The organism is Klebsiella sp. HC6 (genome assembly GCF_022605325.1).
Classification (GTDB): Bacteria; Pseudomonadota; Gammaproteobacteria; order Enterobacterales; family Enterobacteriaceae; genus Klebsiella; species Klebsiella terrigena.
The window spans coordinates 4,286,153-4,308,195 of sequence record NZ_CP093276.1 but is presented as its reverse complement, the minus strand read 5'-3'; the positions used below and the strand labels follow the sequence as shown (position 1 = coordinate 4,308,195).

Here is a 22,043-nt window from a genome sequence, read left to right as displayed (position 1 = left end):
TGCGGCGCGGTCGGGCAGTTTTTAGCCAGTTATGCCGCTAAAGAGGAGAGATATCGGCGAATTGCGCGCAGTACCGCCTCCGGTTTCTCCGCATGGACCCAATGGCCCGCGCCGGCAATCACGTGCGCGCGGGCCTGCGGGAACTGCGCCAGCAGCGCGTCGCGATACTCATCGGACACGTAGGGGGAATTGCCGCCCGGGATAAACAGGACCGGATGCGGCCAGGCGGGAACCGGCTGCCAGCCAACGATATGGCTATATTGATCCCACAGGACCGGCACGTTAAACCGCCACTGGCCGTCAACGAAGGACTTCAGCAGAAACTGAATCACGCCCTCTTCCTGCAGATGCTCGCGCATAATTGCCGCCGCCTGCTGACGGGTTGCGGCGCCGGCGGCGGTCACGGCGTTGATGGCGGCAAAGATTTCGTCGTGGCGGCGGACGTGATAATCCACCGGCGCGATATCGATAGCCACCAGGCCGTCGATGCGTTCCGGCGCGAGGGCGCTCAGCGCCATCACCGCTTTACCGCCCATTGAGTGGCCGATAAAGGTCGCTTTTTCCAGCTGCAGGTCGTCAAGGGTGTCAAGCAGATCCTGAGCCATCGCGGCGTAGGTCATCTGCGGATCGCGCGGGGAAAGACCGTGATTGCGCATATCGACCTGCAGGATATCGTAGTCGGCGACCAGGTCGCGTGCGAGGATACCCAGGTTATCAAGGCTGCCAAACAGGCCGTGAACCAGGACCACAGGGGAATTATTGTGCGGATTTTGTGCAGATTGCGCGCGGCTATTTAATTTCATGGCAAAGTTCTTTTTTTCGCTCCGTCGGGTTAGGGTATTATGTTGGACATTCTGCCATCCGGCTGCAAGACCCAGAGCTATCTGAGTTTTACCGCCATCCTGGTTTGACGCTATCCGCGGTTAGGATTTGTCCTTATAATCCTGACAACTTGTATTCAGAATAAGATATCGCACTGGATTAAGATGAAAACAATTGAAGTTGATGATGATCTCTATCGCTATATTGCCAGCCACACCCAGCATATTGGTGAGAGTGCATCCGACATTTTACGGCGCATGCTGAAATTTTCCGCCGCTTCCCAGACTGCCACCGCCGTTGCGAAAGCCGCGCCGGCCCCGGCTCCGACCGCCGTTGTTGAGGCCAGGCCTGCTAACCCGGTGAAGGATAAAGTCCGCGCCGTGCGCGAACTGCTGTTATCTGATGAATACGCCGAGCAAAAGCGCGCGGTAAACCGCTTTATGCTGGTGCTGACGACGCTGTACTCGCTGGACAGCAAAGCGTTTGCTGCGGCCACCGAGTCTCTGCACGGGCGTACGCGGACCTATTTTGCTGAAGATGCCCGCATTCTGCTGAAAAGCGGCAATCAGACCAAGCCTAAGCAGGTCCCCGGCACGCCGTGGTGGGTGATCACCAATACCAACACTGGCCGCAAATGCAGCATGATTGAACATATCATGCAGTCAATGCAATTCCCTGCGGAGTTGATTGAGAAGGTTTGCGGCACGATCTAGCTTTATTCACCTTTGCATCAGAAGGATCAGGCAATGGCAATCGATAAGCGTGCGGGGCAGCCTGCACAACAGAGTGATTTGATTAACGTCGCCCAGCTGACTGCCCAGTACTACGTACTGAAGCCGGAAGCAGGCAACGCGGAGCATACGGTGAAGTTCGGGACCTCTGGCCATCGCGGCAGCGCAGGTCGCCATAACTTCAACGAGCAGCATATTCTGGCGATTGCTCAGGCGATTGCGGAAGATCGCGCGAAGAACGGGATTACCGGTCCATGCTACGTCGGTAAGGATACCCACGCGCTCTCCGAGCCGGCCTTTATTTCCGTACTGGAAGTACTGGCGGCTAACGGTGTTGATGTGATCGTGCAGGAAAACAACGGCTTCACCCCGACGCCGGCGATTTCCAACGCCATTCTGGTGCACAACAAAAAGGGTGGTCCGCTGGCGGATGGCATCGTAATTACGCCGTCGCATAACCCGCCGGAAGATGGCGGTATCAAGTACAACCCGCCGAACGGCGGTCCGGCTGATACCAACGTCACCAAGGTGGTGGAGAACCGGGCTAACGAACTGCTGGCTTCCGGCCTGCAGGGCGTGAAGCGCATCTCTCTCGATGCCGCTCTGGCCTCCGGTCACGTGAAAGAGCAGGATCTGGTTCAGCCGTTTATTGAAGGTCTGGCGGATATCGTCGATATGGCGGCGATTCAAAAAGCGGGCCTTAAGCTTGGCGTCGATCCGCTGGGCGGCTCCGGAATTGAATACTGGAAGCGCATCGCCGAGTACTACAAGCTGGATCTGACCATCGTTAACGATCATGTCGATCAAACCTTCCGCTTTATGCACCTGGATAAAGACGGCGCCATCCGCATGGACTGCTCGTCCGAGTGCGCGATGGCCGGCCTGCTGGCGCTGCGCGACAAGTTTGATCTGGCCTTCGCCAACGATCCGGATTACGACCGTCACGGCATCGTAACCCCGGCCGGGCTGATGAACCCGAACCACTATCTGGCGGTGGCGATTAACTATCTGTTCCAGCACCGTCCGCAGTGGGGCAAAGAGGTTGCCGTCGGCAAAACGCTGGTCTCTTCGGCGATGATCGACCGCGTGGTCGGCGATCTTGGCCGTAAGCTGGTGGAAGTGCCGGTGGGCTTTAAGTGGTTCGTTGACGGCCTGTTTGACGGCAGCTTTGGCTTCGGTGGTGAAGAGAGCGCGGGCGCTTCGTTCCTGCGTTTTGACGGCACGCCGTGGTCTACAGATAAAGACGGGATCATCATGTGCCTGCTGGCCGCGGAAATCACCGCCGTCACCGGTAAAAACCCGCAGCAGCACTATGACGAGCTGGCCGCACGCTTCGGCGCGCCGAGCTATAACCGCCTGCAGGCATCGGCAACCTCCGCGCAGAAAGCGGCGCTGTCGAAGCTGTCGCCGGAGATGGTCAGCGCAAGCACGCTGGCGGGCGATCCGATCACCGCTCGCCTGACCGCCGCGCCGGGCAACGGTGCGTCGATCGGCGGTCTGAAAGTGATGACCGACAACGGCTGGTTTGCCGCTCGTCCGTCAGGCACGGAAGATGCCTACAAGATCTACTGCGAAAGCTTCCTCGGCGAAGAACATCGCAAGCAGATTGAGAAAGAGGCGGTAGAAATTGTCAGCGAAGTGCTGAAAAACGCCTGATAGCCTGGTGAACCCTCTCCCGCCGGCGCAACGCTAGCCGGGAAGAGGGGACGCTCCCGCTCGGGCCCGGCGCTTTCGCCGCGGCCCGACGCTCTTCCAACCGAACCTAAGGCATAAAGCGATAGCCAATACCGGTCTCGGTCAGCAGATGCTGCGGTCGCGCAGGATCAACCTCCAGCTTTTGCCGCAGATGCCCCATATAAATTCGCAGATAGTGGCTGTGCTCCACCGCATTCGGCCCCCAGACGTGATTCAGCAGATGGCGCTGGGTCAGCACCTTGCCGGCGTTATTCAGCAGCGCAGCCAGCAGGCGGAACTCAATCGGGGTCAGATGAATCTCCTCCTCGCCGCGCAGGATCCGCCGCGCCGGGATATCAACCTGGATAGTGGAGAAGCGGACGATGGGCTCATCGGCCTGGGCACCGGCGTGACGGCGCAGCGCGACCCGCAGCCGCGCCTGCAGCTCGCCAATGCCAAACGGCTTGCTCAGGTAGTCATCGGCGCCGGCATCGAGGGCGGCAATTTTATCCTGTTCTTCCGTGCGCGCCGACAGCACGATAATCGGCATCTGGCTCCACTGGCGCACTTCGCGAATAAAATCGCTGCCGTCGCCATCAGGCAGGCCAAGATCAAGGATCGTCAGGTCAGGCTTGCGGGTTGCGGCTTCGAGAAGACCGCGCTGCAGCGTTTCGGCTTCAAATACGCGCATGCCGTCGGCTTCCAGCGCGGTGCGCAGAAAGCGACGAATAGCATGTTCATCTTCAATAATAAGAACGTTGATCACGGTTCCTCGGCTAGTGCTTTCAGTCAGTTCGCGCGTCGCCGCACCACTCATCCAGCTCCGGCGGCGCCTCTCGCGGCAGTGTAACACGGAAGCAGGCGCCGCCCTCAGGGCGCGTTTGCGCACCGATGGTGCCGCCGTGGACCTCGACGATCGCCTGGCAGATCGCCAGCCCCAGCCCTACGCCTGGGATGGCTGACTCTTTATGACCGCGGGCGAACTTATCAAAGATAGCCTGTTCCTGGCCCTGGGGGATCCCCGGGCCGCTATCCCACACGTCGAGCTGCAGCTGGCGATCGTCGGCCTGCGCCGTAATGCCGATTTGCGCCTGCGGGCCGGCGTACTTCAGCGCATTCTCCAGCAGATTGATCAGCACCCGCTCAAACAGCGGCCCGTCAACGTGAACCAGCAGCAGAGGGTCGGGTAGCGCCAGCTGAATATGCTGGCCGCCGAGACCCGGCTCCAGCATCCGCAGCGCGCTGCCGACCACCTCTTCGAGGGTGAGCCACTCTTTGTGTAAATTAAATCCGCCGGACTGGATCCGTGCCATATCCAGCAGATTATTCACCAGCCGGGTGGTGTTGAGCACGTGCTGGCGAATTTCATTGGCCTGCGGCGCGTGTTTAGACCCTTCGCTCGCCAGATCGAGGGTCAGAATCTCCGCCTGACCGAAGAGGATCGTCAGCGGGGTGCGTAAATCATGCGACAGCGCCGCCAGCAGGGAGTTACGCAGGCTTTCGCGTTCGCTGTTGAGCCGGGCCTGCTCTTCGCTGGCGGTGAGCGTCAGCCGCTCAAGGGCGCTGGCCATCAGCAGGGTAAAGGTCTCCAGCAGTCGCTGCTGCTCGGGGATCATCAGCTGGCGCAGGTTATCCGGCTCAACCACCAGCAGCCCCCAGCTGCGGGCGGCGCTTTTCAGCGGCAGGATCTGGTAGGGAACGCCGGGCAGCGTATCGGTGCCCGCGCCGGCGGGCTGGCCTTTATCGAAACTCCAGCGCGCAATCGCATCATCCCACGAGGTGAGCCCCGTCTGCTGGGTCAGCGGCCGCAGAGCTCCGCTCTCGTCGGGCAGCAGGAGCTGACCGCGGGCGTGGAAAGTAGAGGCGATAAAGCGCTCGCTGGTCAGCGCAATATCTTCCCGGCAGCGCCCGACCGCCAGCGCTTTTGACATCTCATACAGATGACGGGTGCGCTGCTCGCGGTAGCGGGCCACGCGGGCCTGGTAGCGCACGCCGGCGGTGAGGTTGCCGATCACCAGGCCAACGGTGAGCATGACTCCGAAGGTCAGGAGATACTGGACGTCGGAAACCGCCAGCGTGCCGCGCGGGGCGATAAAGAACAGATCGAAGCTGACGACGTTGATAACCGTCGCCAGCACCGACGGCCAGCGGCCGTACAGCAGGGCGATAACCACCACCCCGAGCAGGTAGATCATCACCAGGTTGGCGGCCTCAAAGGCCACCAGCCACTGCATGGCGACGAGCGTAATTACCGCGCAGATGGCCACCGCGACGCAGCAACCCTGCAGCTGCAGCCGCCACTTATCCATCGTGCTGCGGCTATCGCCGGCGCGGGCGGGCAGGGGAGTGCTCTTTTCATCAAGGGCGATCACCACCAGGTCGAGGTCCGGCGCGTGGCGGGCCAGGCGGTCGGCAAAACCCTGCCGATCCCACCAGCGGCGCTGACGCTGACGGCCAATAACGATCTTGCCGAGGTTATGTTCTCGCGCATAGTGCAAAACCGCTTTCTCTTCCGAAGGATCGGACAAGGTGGCGGTCTCCGCGCCCAGCTCCTGGGCGAGCCTGAGCGCCGCAAGGATCGCCCGCCGCCTGGCTTCCGGCAGGCGATGCAGCGAGGGGGTTTCAACGTAGACCGCGTGCCAGACGCTGCCGAGCCTGGCGGCGAGGCGGGCGGCGGCGCGGACCAGCTTCTCGCTGCCGGTATTGTGGCCGATGCACAGCAGGATAGTGTCGCGGGTGTGCCAGACCTTCTCCTGACCCTGGCGGTCGCGCCAGGCGCGCATCTGCTCATCGACCCGGTCGGCGGTGCGGCGCAGCGCCAGCTCGCGCAGGGCAATCAGGTTACCTTTGCGAAAGAAGTTCTCGATGGCGCGTTCGGCCTGGCCGCCGATATACACCTTCCCCTCGTTGAGGCGCTGGCGAAGATCGTCGGGCGGGAGATCGACCAGCACCACGTCATCGGCGGCATCAAAGAACGGGTCGGGGACGGTTTCGCGGACCTGCACGCCGGTGATGCCGCTGACCACGTCGTTCAGGCTTTCCAGATGCTGGACGTTAACGGTGGTAAAGACGTCGATCCCGGCTTCAAGCAGCTCTTCGACGTCCTGCCAGCGCTTAGGGTGGCGTGAGCCGGGGGCGTTGCTGTGCGCCAGCTCATCGACCAGAATCAGCGCTGGGCGGCGGGCCAGGGCGGCGTCGAGATCGAATTCGTGAACGTAGCGCCCGCGGTGGGAGAAACGGCGCGGGGGGAGGGTGCTCAGCCCCTCCAGCATCGCCGCCGTCTCTTTACGCCCGTGGGTTTCCGCCACGCCAATCAGAATATCGAGCCCCTGGGCACGCAGCCGCTGCGCCTCCGCCAGCATCGCCCAGGTTTTACCGACGCCCGCGCAGGCGCCAAAGAACACCTTCAGCTTCCCGCGATGCGGCTCGGCGGCGTGTTGCAACAGACGGTCAGGGTCCGGGCGCAGCGGCTCGTCACTCATTTTTAGTTATCCTTCAGGGCATCCAGCGCCATATTCAGCTGCAGTATATTTACCACAGGTTGGCCGAGAAAACTGACCAGCGGTTTTTGCGTCGCCTCATTCACCAGCCGGGTGACCTGCTCCGCGCTCAGACTGCGGGCTTTGGCGATGCGCGGAACCTGCCATAGCGCGGCCGCCGGCGTCAGGCCATTATCCAGCCCGCTCGCCGAGGCGGTGACCAGCTCCACCGGCACCCGCGGGCTGGCGTCGGGGTTGGCGCGACGCAGCGCCTCTACCCGTTCGCCAATGGCTTTATCCAGCGCCGGGTTGCTGGCGGCGAGGTTGCTTCCGCCGGACGCCAGCGGACTATCCGCCGTCTGGGCGATAGCCGAAGGCCGTCCCTGGAAATAGCCTGCGGCGGTAAAGTTTTGCCCAATCAGGCTGGAGCCGCGCACCTCGCCATCAATGCGGATCAGCGAACCGTTCGCCTGCTGGGGGAACCACCACTGCCCGAGGGCGGTAGTCAGCAGCGGATAGAGCCCGCCGGTGAGCAGCGTTAACAGAATAAATAGCACAACGGCCGGACGAATGAATGACATGGTATTTTCCTCACACCAACCCGGTCAGGGTCAGCAGCAGATCGATGATTTTGATGCCGACAAACGGCACCAGCAGCCCGCCAAGACCGTAGACCCACAGGTTACGGCGCAGCATGGCCGATGCCGACAGCGGGCGATAGCTCACGCCCTTCAGCGCCAGCGGGATCAGGAAGACGATAATCAGCGCGTTAAAGATAACCGCGCTGAGGATCGCCGATGACGGCGAGTGCAGGCGCATCACGTTGAGCATGGCGAGCTGCGGGTAGACGGCGGCGAAAGCGGCCGGAATAATGGCAAAATATTTCGCCACGTCGTTGGCGATGCTGAAGGTGGTTAACGAACCCCGGGTCATCAGCATCTGTTTACCGATATGCACCACCTCAATTAATTTGGTCGGGTTGGAGTCGAGGTCGACCATATTTCCGGCCTCTTTTGCCGCCTGGGTGCCGGAGTTCATCGCCACCGCGACGTCGGCCTGGGCCAGCGCCGGGGCATCGTTGGTGCCGTCGCCGGTCATCGCCACCAGCCGGCCCTCTGACTGGTACTGGCGAATCAGCGCCAGCTTGGCTTCCGGCGTGGCTTCGGCGAGAAAATCATCGACCCCCGCTTCGGCGGCAATCGCCGCCGCGGTCAGGCGGTTATCACCGGTGATCATCACCGTTTTGATGCCCATCTTGCGCAGCTGGGCAAAGCGCTCCTTGATCCCGCCTTTGACGATGTCTTTCAGCGAGATAACCCCCAGCACGCGCTCGCCTTCGGCCACCACCAGCGGCGTGGCGCCCAGGCGGGCAACCTCTTCCACCTGCTTATCGACGTCCGCCGGGAAGTGGCCGCCGTTGGCCTCGACGTGGCGACGAATGGCATCGACCGAGCCTTTGCGGATCATGCGCTGGTCGATGTTGATGCCGCTCATCCGCGTCTGGGCGGTGAACGGCACGAAGGTCGCCTGCAGCGACTGCAGGTCGCGTTCGCGGAGATTGAACCGCTGTTTAGCCAGCACCACGATGCTGCGGCCTTCGGGGGTCTCATCGGCCAGGGAGGAGAGCTGCGCCGCGTCGGCGAGGGTTCGCTCCTCCACGCCGCGGGCCGGCAGGAAGGCCGAGGCCTGACGGTTGCCGAGGGTGATGGTGCCGGTTTTATCCAGCAGCAGGACGTCAACGTCGCCGGCGGCTTCAACCGCGCGCCCGCTGGTGGCGATGACGTTCGCGCCCAGCATGCGGCTCATCCCGGCGACGCCGATGGCCGACAGCAGGCCGCCGATGGTCGTCGGGATCAGGCATACCAGCAGCGCCACCAGCACCGTTACGCTGACCGCGCTGCCGCTCCACGCGGAGAAGGGCCAGATAGTGGCGGTGGCCAGCAGGAACACCAGCGTCAGGGCGATGAGCAGGATCGTCAGCGCGATCTCGTTCGGCGTTTTGCGCCGCTGGGCGCCTTCCACCATCGCGATCATCCGGTCAAGAAAGGTTTCGCCGGGGTTAACGCTGCAGCGGATCACCAGCCAGTCGGAGAGAATGCGCGTCCCGCCGGTGACCGATGCGAAGTCGCCGCCGGATTCGCGGATCACCGGCGCCGATTCCCCGGTGATGGCGCTCTCATCTACCGACGCGCCGCCTTCAATCACTTCGCCATCGCAGGGAATGATATCCCCGGCTTCCACCAGCACCACGTCGCCTTTGCGCAGGTCCTCGGCCGGAATATGGTCGATCCGGGCATCGTGCTGCGGGGCGCGCAGCTTGCGGGCGAATGAGGTCTTTTTCACGCCTTTCAGGCTGTTGGCCTGGGCCTTACTGCGCCCCTCTGCCATCGCTTCGGCAAAGTTGGCGAACAGCACGGTAAACCACAGCCAGACGCTCACGGCGGCGGTAAAACCGGCGCTGCCGGCGATATGTCCGCTGGTCATGCCGACGGCGAGCAGGGTGGTGACCAGGCTGCCGATCCAGACAATGAACATCACCGGGTTACGCCACTGCACCGCAGGGTTGAGCTTTTTCACCGCGTCCAGCAGCGCCTGGCGCACCAGCGTTGGCTCCAGCAGGGCTAATTGTTTGCGACTCATAACAGGTTGCTCCGCATCGCTTAAAGTAAGGAGAAGTGTTCCGCCAGCGGGCCGAGTGCCAGCGCGGGGATAAAGGTCAGGGCGCCAACCAGCAGCACGGTACCGATCAGCAGGCCGATAAACAGCACGTCATGGGTGGCGAGCGTGCCGATACTGGCGGGCTGAATTTTCTTGCCGACCAGCGAGCCGGCAATCGCCATCACCGGAATGATGACCGCGAAACGACCGACCAGCATGCAGAACGCCAGCAGCAGGTTCCAGAACGGGGTGGCCGCGCTCAGGCCGCCGAAGGCGCTGCCGTTGTTATTGGCCGCCGAGGTGACGGCGTACAGCACCTCGCTAAAGCCGTGCGGGCCGGGGTTAAACATCGCCGCCCGTCCGGCATCGGTCATCATCGCCAGCGCGGTGCCGAGCAGAACCAGGGTCGGGGTAACGAGGATCGCCAGGGCGATCATTTTCATCTCGCGCACGTCGATCTTTTTACCCAGATACTCCGGCGTCCGGCCGATCATCAGTCCGGCGATAAACACCGCCAGCATGACGAACAGCAGCATGCCGTACAGGCCCGATCCGACGCCGCCGAAGACCACCTCGCCGATCTGCATCAGCCACATCGGCACCATGCCACCGAGGGCGGTAAAGGAGTCATGCATCGCGTTCACCGCGCCGCAGGAGGCGGCGGTGGTCACCACCGCAAACAGGCTGCTGGCTAAAATGCCAAAGCGGCTCTCTTTACCCTCCATATTGACGCTGCTATCGGCGCCAAGCGCCAGCAGGTGAGGGTTGCCGTGGGTTTCCGCCCACATCACTACCGCCGCGCAGACGATGAAGATAAGCGTCATGGCCCACAAAATTGCCCGGCCCTGACGGCGATCGCCCACCGCTTCACCGAAGGCAAAGCACAGCGCCGCCGGGATCAGGAAGATCGCCAGCATCTGCACCATATTGCTTAGCGCCGTCGGGTTTTCGAACGGGTGCGCCGAGTTGGCGTTAAAGAATCCGCCGCCGTTGGTCCCCAGCATTTTAATGGCTTCCTGCGACGCCACCGGCCCCATCGGCAGCGACTGGTGCACGCCCTCCAGGGAGGTGAACGCCTGGTACGGCAGCAGATTTTGCGGCACCCCCTGCTGAATAAAGAACAGGGCGAGCAGCAGCGAGATCGGCAGCAGCAGCCAGAGCGTGATGCGGGTGAGGTCGACCCAGGCGTTGCCGAGGGTGCTCACCTGCTGGCGTGACCAGGCGCGGGTGAAGGCGAAGATCACCGCGATACCGGTTGCCGCCGAGAGGAAGTTCTGCACCGCCAGGCCCACCATCTGGCTGAGATAGCTCATGGTGGTTTCACCGGCGTAGGCCTGCCAGTTGGTGTTGCTGACAAAGCTCACCGCGGTGTTCAGCGCCAGGTCCCAGGAGAGGCCGGGCAGATGCTGAGGGTTAAGCGGCAGCGATCCCTGCAGCATCAGCAGAACAAACAGCGCCACCAGCCCGAGGGCGTTAAACAGCAGAATGGCGAAGAGATACTGATACCAGTTCATCTCCTGCGAACGAATACCTGCGACGCGCCAGATCCCGCGCTCTATCCCGGCGAGGCCGGGCAGCGGGGTATCGGCGATCATTCTGGCAAGCACCGTTCCCAGCGGGCGGGCCAGAACCATCAGCAGCAGAATAAAACTGGCGATAAGTAAAAATCCTTGAGCGGCCATCAGAATGCCTCCGCGTTGATCAGGGCATAAACCAAGTAAGCCAGCAACAGGAACACCAGCGCCACGCCAGCGATTACGCCTGCACTCACAATCCACCTCCGGGTGTATTTACGATTTATCTGCAGGATAGGAATTACGGCGCAAAGATTTTGCAAAAATCGGCGGGGGCGGTGTAAAAAAAGTATAAAAATGCAAAGACCATTATTTAACTAATGGTTAGTATTAATTTAACTTTTATGTAACTCAATTACCGGATGAATGTAAATAAAGGCTAAATAGGCCGTTTTTAGTGGTCGGATGAGTAGTAAAATTACAGCCAAAGCGCTATTATTTTGCACAGAGAAACATTGAAACTTTACCGGCGCTGATTGCCGGCCTGACATAAGGGAGAGAAATTATGGCGTTATACAAAACCTATCCTGCTCACGTCGTCTTCTTACGTCGTGCTTTCGCCGTCGTGGCCGGCGTTGCGGCACTTCCGGTGATGCTGTTCTGGAAAGACAGAGCCCGCTACTACAGCTGGCTGCACCGCGTATGGGCTAAGACCAGCGAACAGCCGGTATGGATGGCGCAGGCCGAAAAGGCAGCTGCTGATTTTTACTGATAGCCAGCCTGTCGACTGATAAAGCAACCGCCGGAAAACCGGCGGTTTTTTTTCGCCCGTAGTGGCTTACACTGAAAGCTCTTAACGATAAAGGAGCCGTCATGAGCGATCACTGGCTAGAGGACGATGAGCAAACTCGTATTTACACCCTGCGCGAGCTGGATAATTTGCACCGTGACGGACTGACCCGCGGCCGGCTGATGGATTTTCACAGCCGCTATAAGCTGCTGCTGCTGGCCCATTCACAGCCTGAATACCGCCAGATTGGTCCCTTCGTGGCGGAGATCGCCCGCTGGCCGTCACTGGAGGCGTTTTTTGTGGCCTACCGCGAGCGGCTGGTGAAGCTGCTGGCCCATCCCTCTACCCGCGCCAACCACACCAACGTGCTGATGCACGTTCAGGGCTACTTCCGCGAACATTTAACCGCGCAGCAGAAGCAGGAGCTAACGTCGCTGATCGATGAATATCGCCGCGGTCAGCAGCCGCTGCTTGCGCCGGTGAGCCTCCTCCAACACTATATGAGCGAATTTCCCGATCCCTGGCTCGCCGACCAGCGCTATTTCAATCCCTGGCCCGAGGCGCAGGGCTAACGAGACGTTATTTAGAGCATAAGAGCAGGAGTTTTATGGCCACCCATCTGGTCTGGTTTCGCGCGGATCTGCGCATTCACGATAATCTGGCGCTGGCTGCGGCCTGCCGCGATCCCGACGCCAGGGTTCTGGCGCTATTTATCGCCACGCCCGAACAGTGGCGTCAGCACGGGATGGCGCCGCGTCAGGCGGCGTTTATCGTCAGCCATCTGCGCAGCCTGCAGGCCGCGCTGGCCGAGCGCGGTATCGCCCTGCAGGTGGCGCAGGCGACAGATTTCTCCGCCAGCGTCGACCTGCTGGCCCGCTTCTGCGAGGAGCAGCAGGTCAGCCACCTGTTTTACAACTACCAGTATGAAATTAACGAGCGCCAGCGCGACGCGGCGGCGGAGAAAACGCTGAGCCGCGTGGTGTGCCAGGGGTTTGACGATAGCCTGCTGCTGCCGCCCGGCAGCGTGCTGACCGGCAGTCGTGAAATGTATAAGGTGTTCACGCCCTTCAAAAACGCCTTCATCCGCCGCCTGCGCGAGACGCTGCCGGAGTGCGTGGCGGCGCCGAAGGTGCGTAAAAGCGGGCCATTGACGCCCGCCGCCCTGCCGGAGATTGACTACCCCCAGACGGCGTTCGATCCGCTGCTGTTTGCCGCCGACGAAAAAGCGGCCATCGCCGGCCTGCGCGCTTTTTGCCAGCATAAGGCCGACGATTATGACCAGCAGCGCGACTTCCCGGCGCTGGAGGGCACCAGCCGGCTTTCGCCGTGCCTGGCGATTGGCGCGCTCTCACCGCGCCAGTGCCTGCATCGTCTGCTGGCGGAGCTGCCCGGCGCGCTGGATGGCGAGGGCGGGTCGGTGTGGCTCAACGAGCTTATCTGGCGCGAGTTTTATCGCCACCTGATGGTTTACTACCCGGGGCTGTGCAAGGGGCGGCCGTTTATCGCCTGGACCGACAGGGTGGCGTGGCGGGACGATGCGCCGGGGCTGCAGGCGTGGCAGGAGGGGCGCACCGGCTTTCCGATTGTCGATGCCGCGATGCGTCAGCTCAACGCGACGGGCTGGATGCACAACCGCCTGCGGATGATTGTCGCCAGCTTTCTGGTGAAGGATCTGCGCGTCGACTGGCGCGCCGGCGAGCGCTATTTCATCAGCCAGCTGATCGACGGCGATTTAGCCGCCAATAACGGCGGCTGGCAGTGGGCGGCGTCTACCGGCACCGATGCGGCGCCCTATTTCCGCATCTTCAACCCCACGACTCAGGGCGAGAAGTTTGATAAAGCGGGAGGGTTTATTCGCCAATGGCTGCCGGAGCTGGCAGCGGTGCCGGAAAAGGCCCTGCACCAGCCGTGGGTCTGGGCCGATAAGCAGGGTGTAACCCTGGCGTACCCGCGCCCGCTGGTCGATCACAAGCAGGCGCGGCTGGAGACGCTGGCCGCCTGGGAAGCCGCCAGCAAAGGCGCTACTCCAGCGCCAGGCGGCGGGTCCTGACCCGCAGGGAGTGATAGAGCCAGATTGCCAGCACCAGGCCGACGCAGGCCAGCGAGCCCCAGGTAATCTGGCTGAACACGTCGACGTAGGCCTCAATCGCGTAGTGCGCCGCCCCGGCCGAATCGAACGAAGCCTGCGACGTCTGATCGGCGATAACCCCCGCCAGATAGTTGGCGATGGCACCGGAGAGCAGCATGTAGATGCCGGTCAGCACGCCGGTGACGCCGGGTATTTCAATCCGCGTAATCTGCGACATCGCCACCGGATCGATAAACAGCTCGGCAAAGCCCATGACCGCTAGCCCCAGCACCATCAGCGGCATTGAGGAGTGGCCGTAGGTTGCCGACCAGCGGGCGCTCAGCGTCAGGATACAAAAGCCGGCGCTCATCAGGCCAAGGCCCAGCGCAAATTTGCCCCAGATGCGCACGGTGCGGTTGCCGCTGATATTCTCTTTGACCAGCCACGCCAGCACCATTCCGCAGAGCATCACCGCAAAGGCGTTCACCGACTGGAACATTGCGGTCGGGACTTCGTAGCTCATCACGTGGCGGTTAACGAAGCGGTCGATGTAGAGGCTGATGGAGCTGCCGCCCTGCTGGGCAAAGGCCCAGAACAGCAGGCTGAAGCCGGTCAGGATAATAATCAGCCGCAGATCCCGGCGCTGCCTGGCGGTTTCCGCCCGCAGATAGATCCTTGCCAGCACCGCCAGGCCAATGACGGTGGCGACAATCAGCGCATAGACCGACCACTCCTGCCAGAACAGCACCGTAATCAGCAGCGGCGTAGCCACCAGCAGCACCAGCAGCCAGCCCCAGTTCGGCAGCAGAAAGCGCCGGGCGCGCAGCGCCTCGCGATTGACGCCGGAGGTGTGGCGGAAATGACGGCTGCCGCAGAGGAAAATCACCAGCCCGGCGATCATGCCGATGGCCGCCAGCGCGAAGCCCATCGCCCAGCTGTACTCTTCCTGCACGTATCCGCAGGCGATAGGCGCGATAATCGAGCCGATGTTGCCCGCGGCGTACATCAGCGAGAAGCCGCCGTCGCGGCGCGGATCGGTCGGCTCGTATAGCTCGCCGAGCAGGCAGCTGACGTTGGACTTAAACAGCCCGTAGCCGCAAACGATAATGGCCAGCGACAGGTAGAGGAAGGTAGGGGCGATTTCGCTGGCGCCGAGCACCAGATGGCCAATAGCCATCAGCAGCGCGCCGATCATCACCGCCATGCGGTTGCCTAACAGCTTATCAGCCAGAAAACCGCCGAGGATCGGCGTAACGTAAACCAGGGAACAGTAGGCGCTGAAGAGGGCGTAGGCGTGGTTATCATCATACTTAAGCTGATTGGTGAGGTACAAAATCAGCAGCGCCCGCATACCGTAAAAACTGAAATATTCCCAGATTTGCAGCGCGACGACGTAGTAGATAGCGCGCGGCTGCGATGATTGTGTGTTCATGTAACGCTCAGTTCCTGCCGTAAAACGAAAGTCGATCTTCCTGCATGAATAGCTATTTAGTAGTGAGATTCATGGTCTAAAAGGCTTTCTGATTATTTAATATGCTGTAATAGTGCATAAATATACACGAATGCGCGAAGGGGAGGGTAGACAAATTGCGGCTTTAAGCTAAAAGTCAAAATAGAGCGCGCTGCGAGCGTGCTATCGACGGTCAGCGAGGTTATCGTTATGTTATCTTCGCAGATAACCTCACGACCTGATGGAGCGGCAATGAAAAATAGCGAACTGGAACAACTCATTAACGAAAAGCTCAATAGTGCGGCCTTCAGCGACTATGCGCCGAACGGCCTGCAGGTGGAAGGACGCGAGACGGTGCAAAGAATCGTTACCGGCGTAACCGCCAGCCAGGCGCTGCTGGATGAGGCCGTGCGCCTGCAGGCGGATGCGGTAATTGTCCATCACGGCTATTTCTGGAAGGGCGAGGCGCCGGCTATCCGCGGCATCAAGCGCCAGCGCCTGAAAACCCTGCTGGCCAACGATATCAACCTCTACGGCTGGCACCTGCCGCTGGATGCTCATCCTGAACTGGGCAATAACGCGCAGCTGGCCCAGCTGCTGGGTATCACTATCAAGGGCGAAATTGAACCCCTGGTGCCGTGGGGCGAACTGTCGATGCCGGTCTCCGGCCTCGAGCTGGCCTCGTGGGTTGAAGCGCGTCTGGGACGTAAACCGCTGTGGTGCGGCGATACCGGGCCGGAAAAAGTCTCGCGGGTGGCGTGGTGCACCGGCGGCGGTCAGGGCTTTATCGACAGCGCGGCGCGCTTTGGCGTCGATGCCTTTATCACCGGCGAAGTGTCGGAGCAAACCATCCACTCTGCGCGCGAGCAGTCGCTGCATTTTTATGCCGCCGGGCACCATGCCACCGAGCGCGGCGGTATTCGCGCCCTCAGCGAATGGCTGACGGAAAATACCGATCTGGACGTCACGTTTATTGATATCCCCAACCCGGCCTAAGGGAGAGAGAAAAGTGCAGCGAGCGCGTTGTTATCTGCTAGGCGAAACGGCGGTAGTGCTGGAGCTCGAGCCCCCGGTGACGCTGGAAAGCCAAAAGCGCATCTGGCGCCTGGCCCAGCGGTTGGCGGACCATGAAGATGCGGTGGATGTGATACCGGGGATGAACAATATCACCGTGGTGCTGCGCCATCCGCAGCTCATGGCGTGGGATGCGATTGAACGTTTGCAGCGCTGGTGGGAAGAGAGTGAAGCCCTTGAGCCTGAGTCGCGGGAGATTGCGATCCCGGTCATCTACGGCGGAGAAGCGGGCCCCGACCTCGGCGAGGTGGCGCGCCACTGCGGGCTGACGGAGAAGCAGGTGGTCGAGCTGCATTCGTCGGTGGAGTACGTGGTGTGGTTCCTCGGCTTCCAGCCGGGCTTCCCCTATCTCGGCGGCCTGCCGGAGCAGCTGGCAATGCCGCGCCGCGCGGAGCCGCGTCTGCAGGTTGCGGCGGGGTCAGTCGGCATCGGCGGCGCGCAGACCGGCGTCTATCCGCTGGCAACGCCGGGCGGCTGGCAGCTGCTGGGGCGCACGACGCTGGCGCTATTTGATGCGCAGCGTAAAGAGCCGGCGCTGCTGCGGTCTGGGGACAGAGTACGCTTCGTGCCGCAAAAGGAGGGCCTATGTTGAAGATGATTCGCGCAGGGATGTATACCTCAGTGCAGGACGGCGGCCGGGAAGGGCAGCGCCAGTCGGCTATCAGCCGCTGCGGCGCGCTGGATAAGCCGGCGCTGACGATCGCTAACCTGCTGGTGGGGAATGACGTCAACGCGGCCGCTCTGGAGATCACTCTTGGGCAGGTGGATATTGCGTTTGAACGCGACTGCTGGTTTGCGCTGACCGGCGCCGCCTGTGAGGCGACGGTGGGCGGCAAGCCGGTTTGGATCGGCTGGCGGACGGCGGCGCAAGCCGGCCAGCATCTGGTGCTAAAAAACCCTCAGTACGGTATCCGCAGCTATCTGGCGGTGGCGGGGGGCATCGACGTACCGGTGGTGCTGGGATCGCGCAGTACGGACCTGAAGGTCGGCATTGGCGGGCTGGAAGGGCGACGTCTGCAGGACGGCGATCGGCTGAAACTGGGCAAAGCGTCCCGCGAGTTCAGCGGCCCGCAGGGCGTCAGGCAACTGCCGATCGGCAACCGCATTCGCGCGCTGCCGGGGCCGGAATATCATGAGTTCGACAGCGCCTCGCAGGCCTCCTTCTGGCGCTCGCCGTGGCAGCTGAGCGCGCAGAGCAACCGAATGGGCTACCGCCTGCAGGGACAGCCGCTGGTACGCACCACCGATCGCGAAATGCTCTCTCACGGCCTGCTGCCCGGCGTGGTGCAGGTGCCGCATAGCGGTCAGCCGATTGTGCTGATGAACGATGCGCAAACCACCGGCGGCTATCCGCGGATTGCGAGCATCATTGAGGCGGATATGTACCAGCTGGCGCAAATTCCTTTGGGTCAGCCCATTCACTTTGTTCCCTGCTCGCTGGAGGAGGCGCTGAAAGCGCGCGCCGACCGCCAGCGCTACCTGGACCAGCTGGCGTGGAGGCTTAACGATGATAATTGACCTTAATGCCGATCTTGGCGAAGGCTGTGCCAACGACAGCGCTCTTTTACAGCTGGTCTCTTCCGCCAATATCGCCTGCGGTTTTCACGCCGGCGATGCGCTGCTGATGCACCAGTGCGTGCGCGAGGCGCTAAAATACGGCGTTGCCGTCGGGGCGCACCCCAGCTTCCCGGACCGGGAAAACTTCGGCCGCACCGCGATGCAGCTGCCGCCGGAGACGGTTTACGTCCAGACGCTATACCAGATTGGCGCCCTGGCGGCGATAGTTCGCGCCGAGGGCGGCGAGCTGCGGCACGTCAAGCCGCACGGCATGCTGTACAACCAGGCGGCAAAAGAGGCTCCGCTGGCGGATGCGATTGCCAGAGCCGTTCGCGATTTTAACCCCGAGCTGGTGCTGGTGGGGCTGGCGGGGAGCGAGCTGATTCGGGCGGGCCAGCATTACCGGCTACCCACCCGCCAGGAGGTGTTTGCCGACCGGGGATACCTGGCCGACGGCAGCCTGGTGCCGCGTTCACAGCCCGGCGCGCTGATTGCCGATGAGGAGCAGGCGCTGGCGCAGACCCTGGAAATGGTGCAGCACCACCGGGTGCGTAGCATCACCGGCGAGTGGGCACACGTTATGGCGGAAACCGTCTGCCTGCACGGCGACGGGGAGCACGCGCTGGAGTTTGCCCGCCGTCTACGGGCGGCGTTTGCCGGACGTCACGTTCAGGTCAGCGCGGCGGTGGAAGACTAGTCAAGTAGTTAGTTACAACATACCATAACGATGCCGGAAGAGGAGAAGGGAGCATGGCTGGCGTATTGATCACCGGTTTCGAACCGTTTGACGGCGAAGCGGTTAACCCTTCGTGGGAAGTGGTAAAGCGACTCGATGGCGCTATCATTGCCGGAGAGCGCGTCGTGGCGCGGCAGCTGCCCTGCGTTTTTAATGAGGCGCTGACGGCGCTTCACGCCGCGCTGGATGAATTCAGGCCCGCGTTAACCCTTGCTATTGGTCAGGCGGGAGGGCGGGCTGATATTACCGTTGAACGCGTGGCGATCAACGTCGACGATGCGCGGATCCCGGATAACAAGGGCCAGCAGCCGATCGATCGGCCGATCGTGGCTGATGGTCCGGCCGCCTGGTTTAGCAGCCTGCCGATCAAAGCGATCGTCGCCGCGCTGCGCCAGCAGGGCATTCCCGCTTCGGTATCACAGACGGCGGGGACCTTCGTGTGTAATCACGTTATGTACGGTCTGCTGCACAAGCTGCAGGGTCAGGCGGGCGTAAAAGGCGGTTTTATCCATATTCCGTATCTGCCGGAGCAGGCTGCGGCCCATCCCGGCGAGGCGAGTATGGCGCTGGAAACGATACGAGCGGCGCTGGAAACGGCGATTGCCGTATCCTTGACTCACGACGACGATCTCAGCGTTACCGGCGGCGCGACGCACTAACAGAAGGACGATATTATGCCGGAAGGTCCGGAAATCCGCCGCGCGGCGGATAGCCTGGAATTGGCGATTAAAGGCAAACCTCTGACCGAGGTCTGGTTTGCTTTCCCGCAGCTGCAGCCCTGGCAGTCTGAGCTGGTGGGCCAGCAGGTGACGCACATTGAGACGCGCGGTAAAGCGCTGTTGACGCATTTCTCCGGCGGGCTGACGCTGTACAGCCACAATCAGCTGTACGGCGTGTGGCGTGTGGTCGCGGCAGGAGAGCAGCCGTCGACCAACCGCATTCTGCGCGTCAGGCTGCAGACGGCGGAGAAGGCGGTGCTGCTCTACAGCGCTTCGGATATTGAAATATTGACCCCGGCGCAGCTGGCGGTACACCCGTTTTTACTCAGGGTCGGCCCCGACGTGCTGGATATGAGCCTGACGGTGGAAGAGGTCAAGGCCCGCCTGCTGTCGGCAAAATTCCGCCAGCGTCAGTTTTCCGGCCTGCTGCTGGACCAGGCATTCCTCGCCGGGCTGGGCAACTATCTGCGGGTTGAAATCCTCTGGCAGGTTGGGTTGACCGGGCGGCACAAGGCCTCGGCGCTGACGGACAGCCAGCTCGATGCCCTGGCGCAGGCGCTGCTGGCGATCCCGCGTCTCTCCTACACTACCCGCGGCCAGGTGGATGAAAATCGGCACCACGGGGCGCTGTTTCGCTTTAAGGTTTTCCACCGCGACGGCGAGCCCTGCGAACGCTGCGGCACGCTTATCGAGAGAACCATGCTCTCCTCCAGGCCGTTCTACTGGTGCCCCGGCTGCCAGCATTAAAGCAGCTTGCTAACCCTGCGCGTAGGCGGGCAGGGTTAGCGTGATTTTTTGCAGGCGGGTCGTGTCGTATTCAGGCCGCGCTCATCTCGGCGCTGATTTGCTCAAGGGATTTATCTTTGGTCTCCGTTACGCAGAAGAGATTGAGTAAAAACCACAGCAGACAGCACAATCCATAGAGCAGGAAAGGGAAACTGCCGTTGAACCACTCGTTGAGCATGCGGCTATCCGTCAGCATCGGGAAAGTCTGGGAGACAATAAAGCTACCGCTCCAGATTAAAAATGTCGCCCACGACATCAGCTTACCGCGAATAATGTTCGGTGACAGCTCCGGGATAATTATCCATAGAATAGGCCCGACGGTTCCGCCAAAAAATAAAATATAGATAATCATAATCACCAGCATAAAGATGCTGGTGACGCCCATCCAGATTAAAATTCCGAGCAGCGTAAGCGATACAAAGCAGACAAACGATCCGACGACCAGGAGCTTACGTCGACCATATTTATCCACCCGATACACGGCCCATACCGCAGCGGCAAAAAATGCGCTGCCGATAATAATTTGCTGATAATAGGCGGTGCGTTCGTTTGCGATGCCAATATTTTCAAGTAATACGTTGCCATAATACAGGACGGCGTTAATGCCACAAAGATTTGCCAGCAGCGCCATGGCGAGGATCGTAAATGATACCCTGCGGTATTTTTTCGATAATAGTGAGGTGGTGGCCCCTGAGCTTCCGGCCCCGCTAGCGGAAAATGAGCGTTTAATTTCCGACAATTCAGCGGTACAGTCATAGTCCTCGCCATTAATATATTTCATTATCTTATTTGCTTCGGCATCCCTGTTTTTACCCATTAGCCAGCGTGGGGATTCTGGCAAAAAGCAGACGAGGATCATAAACAAACAGCCGGGAAGCGCCATCGCGCCTAACATAAAGCGCCATGAATATTGGGTCGCCCACGCCTGGTCTGGCGCCTGGGCGGCGACCAGCGCATTGACCAGGTAGACCAGCAGGATGCCGAAAGCGATCATCATTTGGTAAAAACCCAGCGTTTTACCACGTATTTCCTGTGCCGATATTTCGCCGATATACACGGGGGCGGTTGCCGAACCCAGCCCCACGCCGACGCCACCAAGGATCCTGAACAGGATAAACAGGGTAAAGTTATAGGGGAATGCGGTGAATATCCCCGCTAAAAAAACCAGCAATCCGGAGATCAGTAATGCTTTTTTGCGCCCCAAAGAGTTATTGATAAACTGCCCGCTCAGCGCGCCTATCATAAACCCTAAAACGACCGAAGAAACCGCCCATCCGGTACCGATAGCATCGAGTGAAAAATATTTACTGAGATGAGAGATTGCTCCGGCGATAACTGCGGAATCAAAACCATACAACAGCCCCGCTAATGAGGCTATGAGGGACAGTTTATAACTCATATGATGTGTTGTATTCATGTGCAGGCACCCGTTAGTAAACTTTTTTTATTTTTGGTACGGCCTTGTCGGTAATGCGCCGGGAGCGTTCAATATATTCAGGGATTATTTTCATGGAGCCGTCGAACCAGGCATCAGGATCGGTGCTGGCGACCAGCGCAAAGTTTCCCCAGGGCATCAGCGAACCGGAACGAATAGTCACTTTAGCCCGCGGATAAATATCGGTAACGAGATTGCTGTGGGGAATCAAGGTGAAGTCCGCACCGCTGCCGGTAAATATCTCGGTTACATGGGTGAGTAGTTTTGGATTATTATCCGGGACCTCATCGGCAAAAATAACTTCTTCGATGAAAATTTCATTGCGCAGAACGGCGAGAATTTCAAGAAGATCGATGCTCCCGGAATAAAAGGCAAGATCGATGCGGTTCGCGTCAGCGGGAATCGGTGCGCCGGCATCGGTAACTAATATAATGTCGCCATGCCCTAAACTGGCTAACGCTGAGGCGATTTGCGGATGTAGGATTTTTCCAGGTCTCATAATGTACTCCGGATAGTGTTATTTATATAAGTAAAATACGGTACAGGGTGT

At 60.7% G+C, this 22,043-nt stretch carries 20 protein-coding genes and 1 pseudogene; 11 read left to right on the top strand and 10 right to left on the bottom strand.

The features are described 5' to 3' along the window. Positions 1 to 29 precede the first annotated feature (29 nt). Complete coding sequence (gene ybfF / locus MMW58_RS20915) at positions 30 to 803, bottom strand: esterase (protein WP_128878773.1); 774 nt, start codon at positions 801 to 803, stop codon at positions 30 to 32. 183 nt (positions 804 to 986) lie between these two features. On the opposite strand from ybfF, the gene seqA reads away from it, so the two are divergent. Next, complete coding sequence (seqA, locus tag MMW58_RS20910) at positions 987 to 1,535, top strand: replication initiation negative regulator SeqA (RefSeq protein ID WP_128878772.1); 549 nt, start codon at positions 987 to 989, stop codon at positions 1,533 to 1,535. A gap of 33 nt (positions 1,536 to 1,568) precedes the next feature. Then, on the top strand, positions 1,569 to 3,209 hold the full coding sequence (pgm, locus tag MMW58_RS20905) for a phosphoglucomutase (alpha-D-glucose-1,6-bisphosphate-dependent) (RefSeq protein WP_241722024.1): 1,641 nt from the start codon (positions 1,569 to 1,571) through the stop codon (positions 3,207 to 3,209). Between the two features lie 106 nt (positions 3,210 to 3,315). Here the strand turns inward: pgm and kdpE are convergent, their stop codons facing one another. Genes kdpE through kdpF form a run of 6 tightly spaced genes read right to left on the bottom strand, consistent with a single transcriptional unit; the run spans position 3,316 to position 11,135 of the window. After that, positions 3,316 to 3,993, bottom strand: coding sequence for a two-component system response regulator KdpE (gene kdpE, locus MMW58_RS20900; RefSeq protein ID WP_041144615.1), 678 nt, complete (start codon positions 3,991 to 3,993; stop codon positions 3,316 to 3,318). A 19-nt stretch (positions 3,994 to 4,012) separates the two neighbouring features. Then, entirely contained in the window at positions 4,013 to 6,709 is a 2,697-nt protein-coding gene (gene kdpD / locus MMW58_RS20895) for a two-component system sensor histidine kinase KdpD (protein ID WP_241722023.1), read from the bottom strand. Positions 6,710 to 6,711: 2 nt separating this feature from the next. After that, positions 6,712 to 7,287, bottom strand: a complete 576-nt coding sequence (kdpC, locus tag MMW58_RS20890) for a potassium-transporting ATPase subunit KdpC (RefSeq protein ID WP_159236064.1) — start codon at positions 7,285 to 7,287, stop codon at positions 6,712 to 6,714. A 10-nt stretch (positions 7,288 to 7,297) separates the two neighbouring features. Beyond that, positions 7,298 to 9,346 carry a potassium-transporting ATPase subunit KdpB gene (kdpB, locus tag MMW58_RS20885; protein ID WP_159236065.1) on the bottom strand — a complete coding sequence of 683 codons (2,049 nt, stop codon included), beginning with the start codon at positions 9,344 to 9,346 and terminating at the stop codon, positions 7,298 to 7,300. A gap of 20 nt (positions 9,347 to 9,366) precedes the next feature. Then, positions 9,367 to 11,046, bottom strand: coding sequence for a potassium-transporting ATPase subunit KdpA (gene kdpA / locus MMW58_RS20880; protein ID WP_241722022.1), 1,680 nt, complete (start codon positions 11,044 to 11,046; stop codon positions 9,367 to 9,369). After that, entirely contained in the window at positions 11,046 to 11,135 is a 90-nt protein-coding gene (gene kdpF / locus MMW58_RS20875; protein ID WP_015584874.1) for a K(+)-transporting ATPase subunit F, read from the bottom strand. Before kdpF ends, kdpA begins: the two co-directional genes overlap by 1 nt. Positions 11,136 to 11,443: 308 nt before the next feature. Between kdpF and MMW58_RS20870 the strand changes: the two genes are divergently transcribed. From MMW58_RS20870 to phrB, 3 genes and pseudogenes are all read left to right on the top strand, one after another. Then, positions 11,444 to 11,650 carry a DUF2517 family protein gene (locus tag MMW58_RS20870; RefSeq protein ID WP_004859627.1) on the top strand — a complete coding sequence of 69 codons (207 nt, stop codon included), beginning with the start codon at positions 11,444 to 11,446 and terminating at the stop codon, positions 11,648 to 11,650. 137 nt (positions 11,651 to 11,787) lie between these two features. Further along, a pseudogene (locus MMW58_RS20865) lies at positions 11,788 to 12,240 on the top strand (YbgA family protein); the annotation flags it as partial. A 35-nt stretch (positions 12,241 to 12,275) separates the two neighbouring features. Further along, the gene (gene phrB / locus MMW58_RS20860; RefSeq protein WP_241722021.1) at positions 12,276 to 13,718 is read left to right on the top strand and encodes a deoxyribodipyrimidine photo-lyase; all 1,443 of its coding nucleotides are present in this window, start codon (positions 12,276 to 12,278) and stop codon (positions 13,716 to 13,718) included. Here phrB and dtpD read toward each other — a convergent pair. Then, positions 13,690 to 15,168, bottom strand: a complete 1,479-nt coding sequence (dtpD, locus tag MMW58_RS20855; protein WP_241722020.1) for a dipeptide permease DtpD — start codon at positions 15,166 to 15,168, stop codon at positions 13,690 to 13,692. The two genes, phrB and dtpD, sit on opposite strands and share 29 nt — an antisense overlap. A gap of 270 nt (positions 15,169 to 15,438) precedes the next feature. Between dtpD and MMW58_RS20850 the strand changes: the two genes are divergently transcribed. From MMW58_RS20850 to nei, 6 genes are read left to right on the top strand one after another with little or no spacing between them, the layout of a single operon-like run. Continuing rightward, positions 15,439 to 16,182 carry a type 2 GTP cyclohydrolase I gene (locus MMW58_RS20850; RefSeq protein WP_076944954.1) on the top strand — a complete coding sequence of 248 codons (744 nt, stop codon included), beginning with the start codon at positions 15,439 to 15,441 and terminating at the stop codon, positions 16,180 to 16,182. A gap of 13 nt (positions 16,183 to 16,195) precedes the next feature. After that, complete coding sequence (pxpB, locus tag MMW58_RS20845; RefSeq protein ID WP_241722019.1) at positions 16,196 to 16,852, top strand: 5-oxoprolinase subunit PxpB; 657 nt, start codon at positions 16,196 to 16,198, stop codon at positions 16,850 to 16,852. After that, on the top strand, positions 16,846 to 17,778 hold the full coding sequence (gene pxpC, locus MMW58_RS20840; protein WP_241722018.1) for a 5-oxoprolinase subunit PxpC: 933 nt from the start codon (positions 16,846 to 16,848) through the stop codon (positions 17,776 to 17,778). The genes pxpB and pxpC overlap by 7 nt, the downstream gene beginning before the upstream one ends. Then, positions 17,768 to 18,514: a 5-oxoprolinase subunit PxpA gene (gene pxpA, locus MMW58_RS20835; protein WP_241722017.1), complete on the top strand. Its 747-nt coding sequence runs from the start codon at positions 17,768 to 17,770 to the stop codon at positions 18,512 to 18,514. Before pxpC ends, pxpA begins: the two co-directional genes overlap by 11 nt. 53 nt (positions 18,515 to 18,567) lie before the next feature. Next, positions 18,568 to 19,212, top strand: a complete 645-nt coding sequence (pcp, locus tag MMW58_RS20830) for a pyroglutamyl-peptidase I (protein WP_133596858.1) — start codon at positions 18,568 to 18,570, stop codon at positions 19,210 to 19,212. A gap of 15 nt (positions 19,213 to 19,227) precedes the next feature. After that, positions 19,228 to 20,019 carry an endonuclease VIII gene (gene nei / locus MMW58_RS20825; protein ID WP_159236073.1) on the top strand — a complete coding sequence of 264 codons (792 nt, stop codon included), beginning with the start codon at positions 19,228 to 19,230 and terminating at the stop codon, positions 20,017 to 20,019. Positions 20,020 to 20,089: 70 nt separating this feature from the next. On the opposite strand, the gene MMW58_RS20820 is transcribed toward nei, so the two are convergent. Both MMW58_RS20820 and MMW58_RS20815 read right to left on the bottom strand, forming a co-directional pair. Further along, positions 20,090 to 21,475: a sugar porter family MFS transporter gene (locus tag MMW58_RS20820; RefSeq protein WP_241722016.1), complete on the bottom strand. Its 1,386-nt coding sequence runs from the start codon at positions 21,473 to 21,475 to the stop codon at positions 20,090 to 20,092. Positions 21,476 to 21,488: 13 nt separating this feature from the next. Next, complete coding sequence (locus tag MMW58_RS20815) at positions 21,489 to 21,992, bottom strand: RbsD/FucU domain-containing protein (RefSeq protein ID WP_241722015.1); 504 nt, start codon at positions 21,990 to 21,992, stop codon at positions 21,489 to 21,491. Between the last annotated feature and the right edge of the window lie 51 nt (positions 21,993 to 22,043).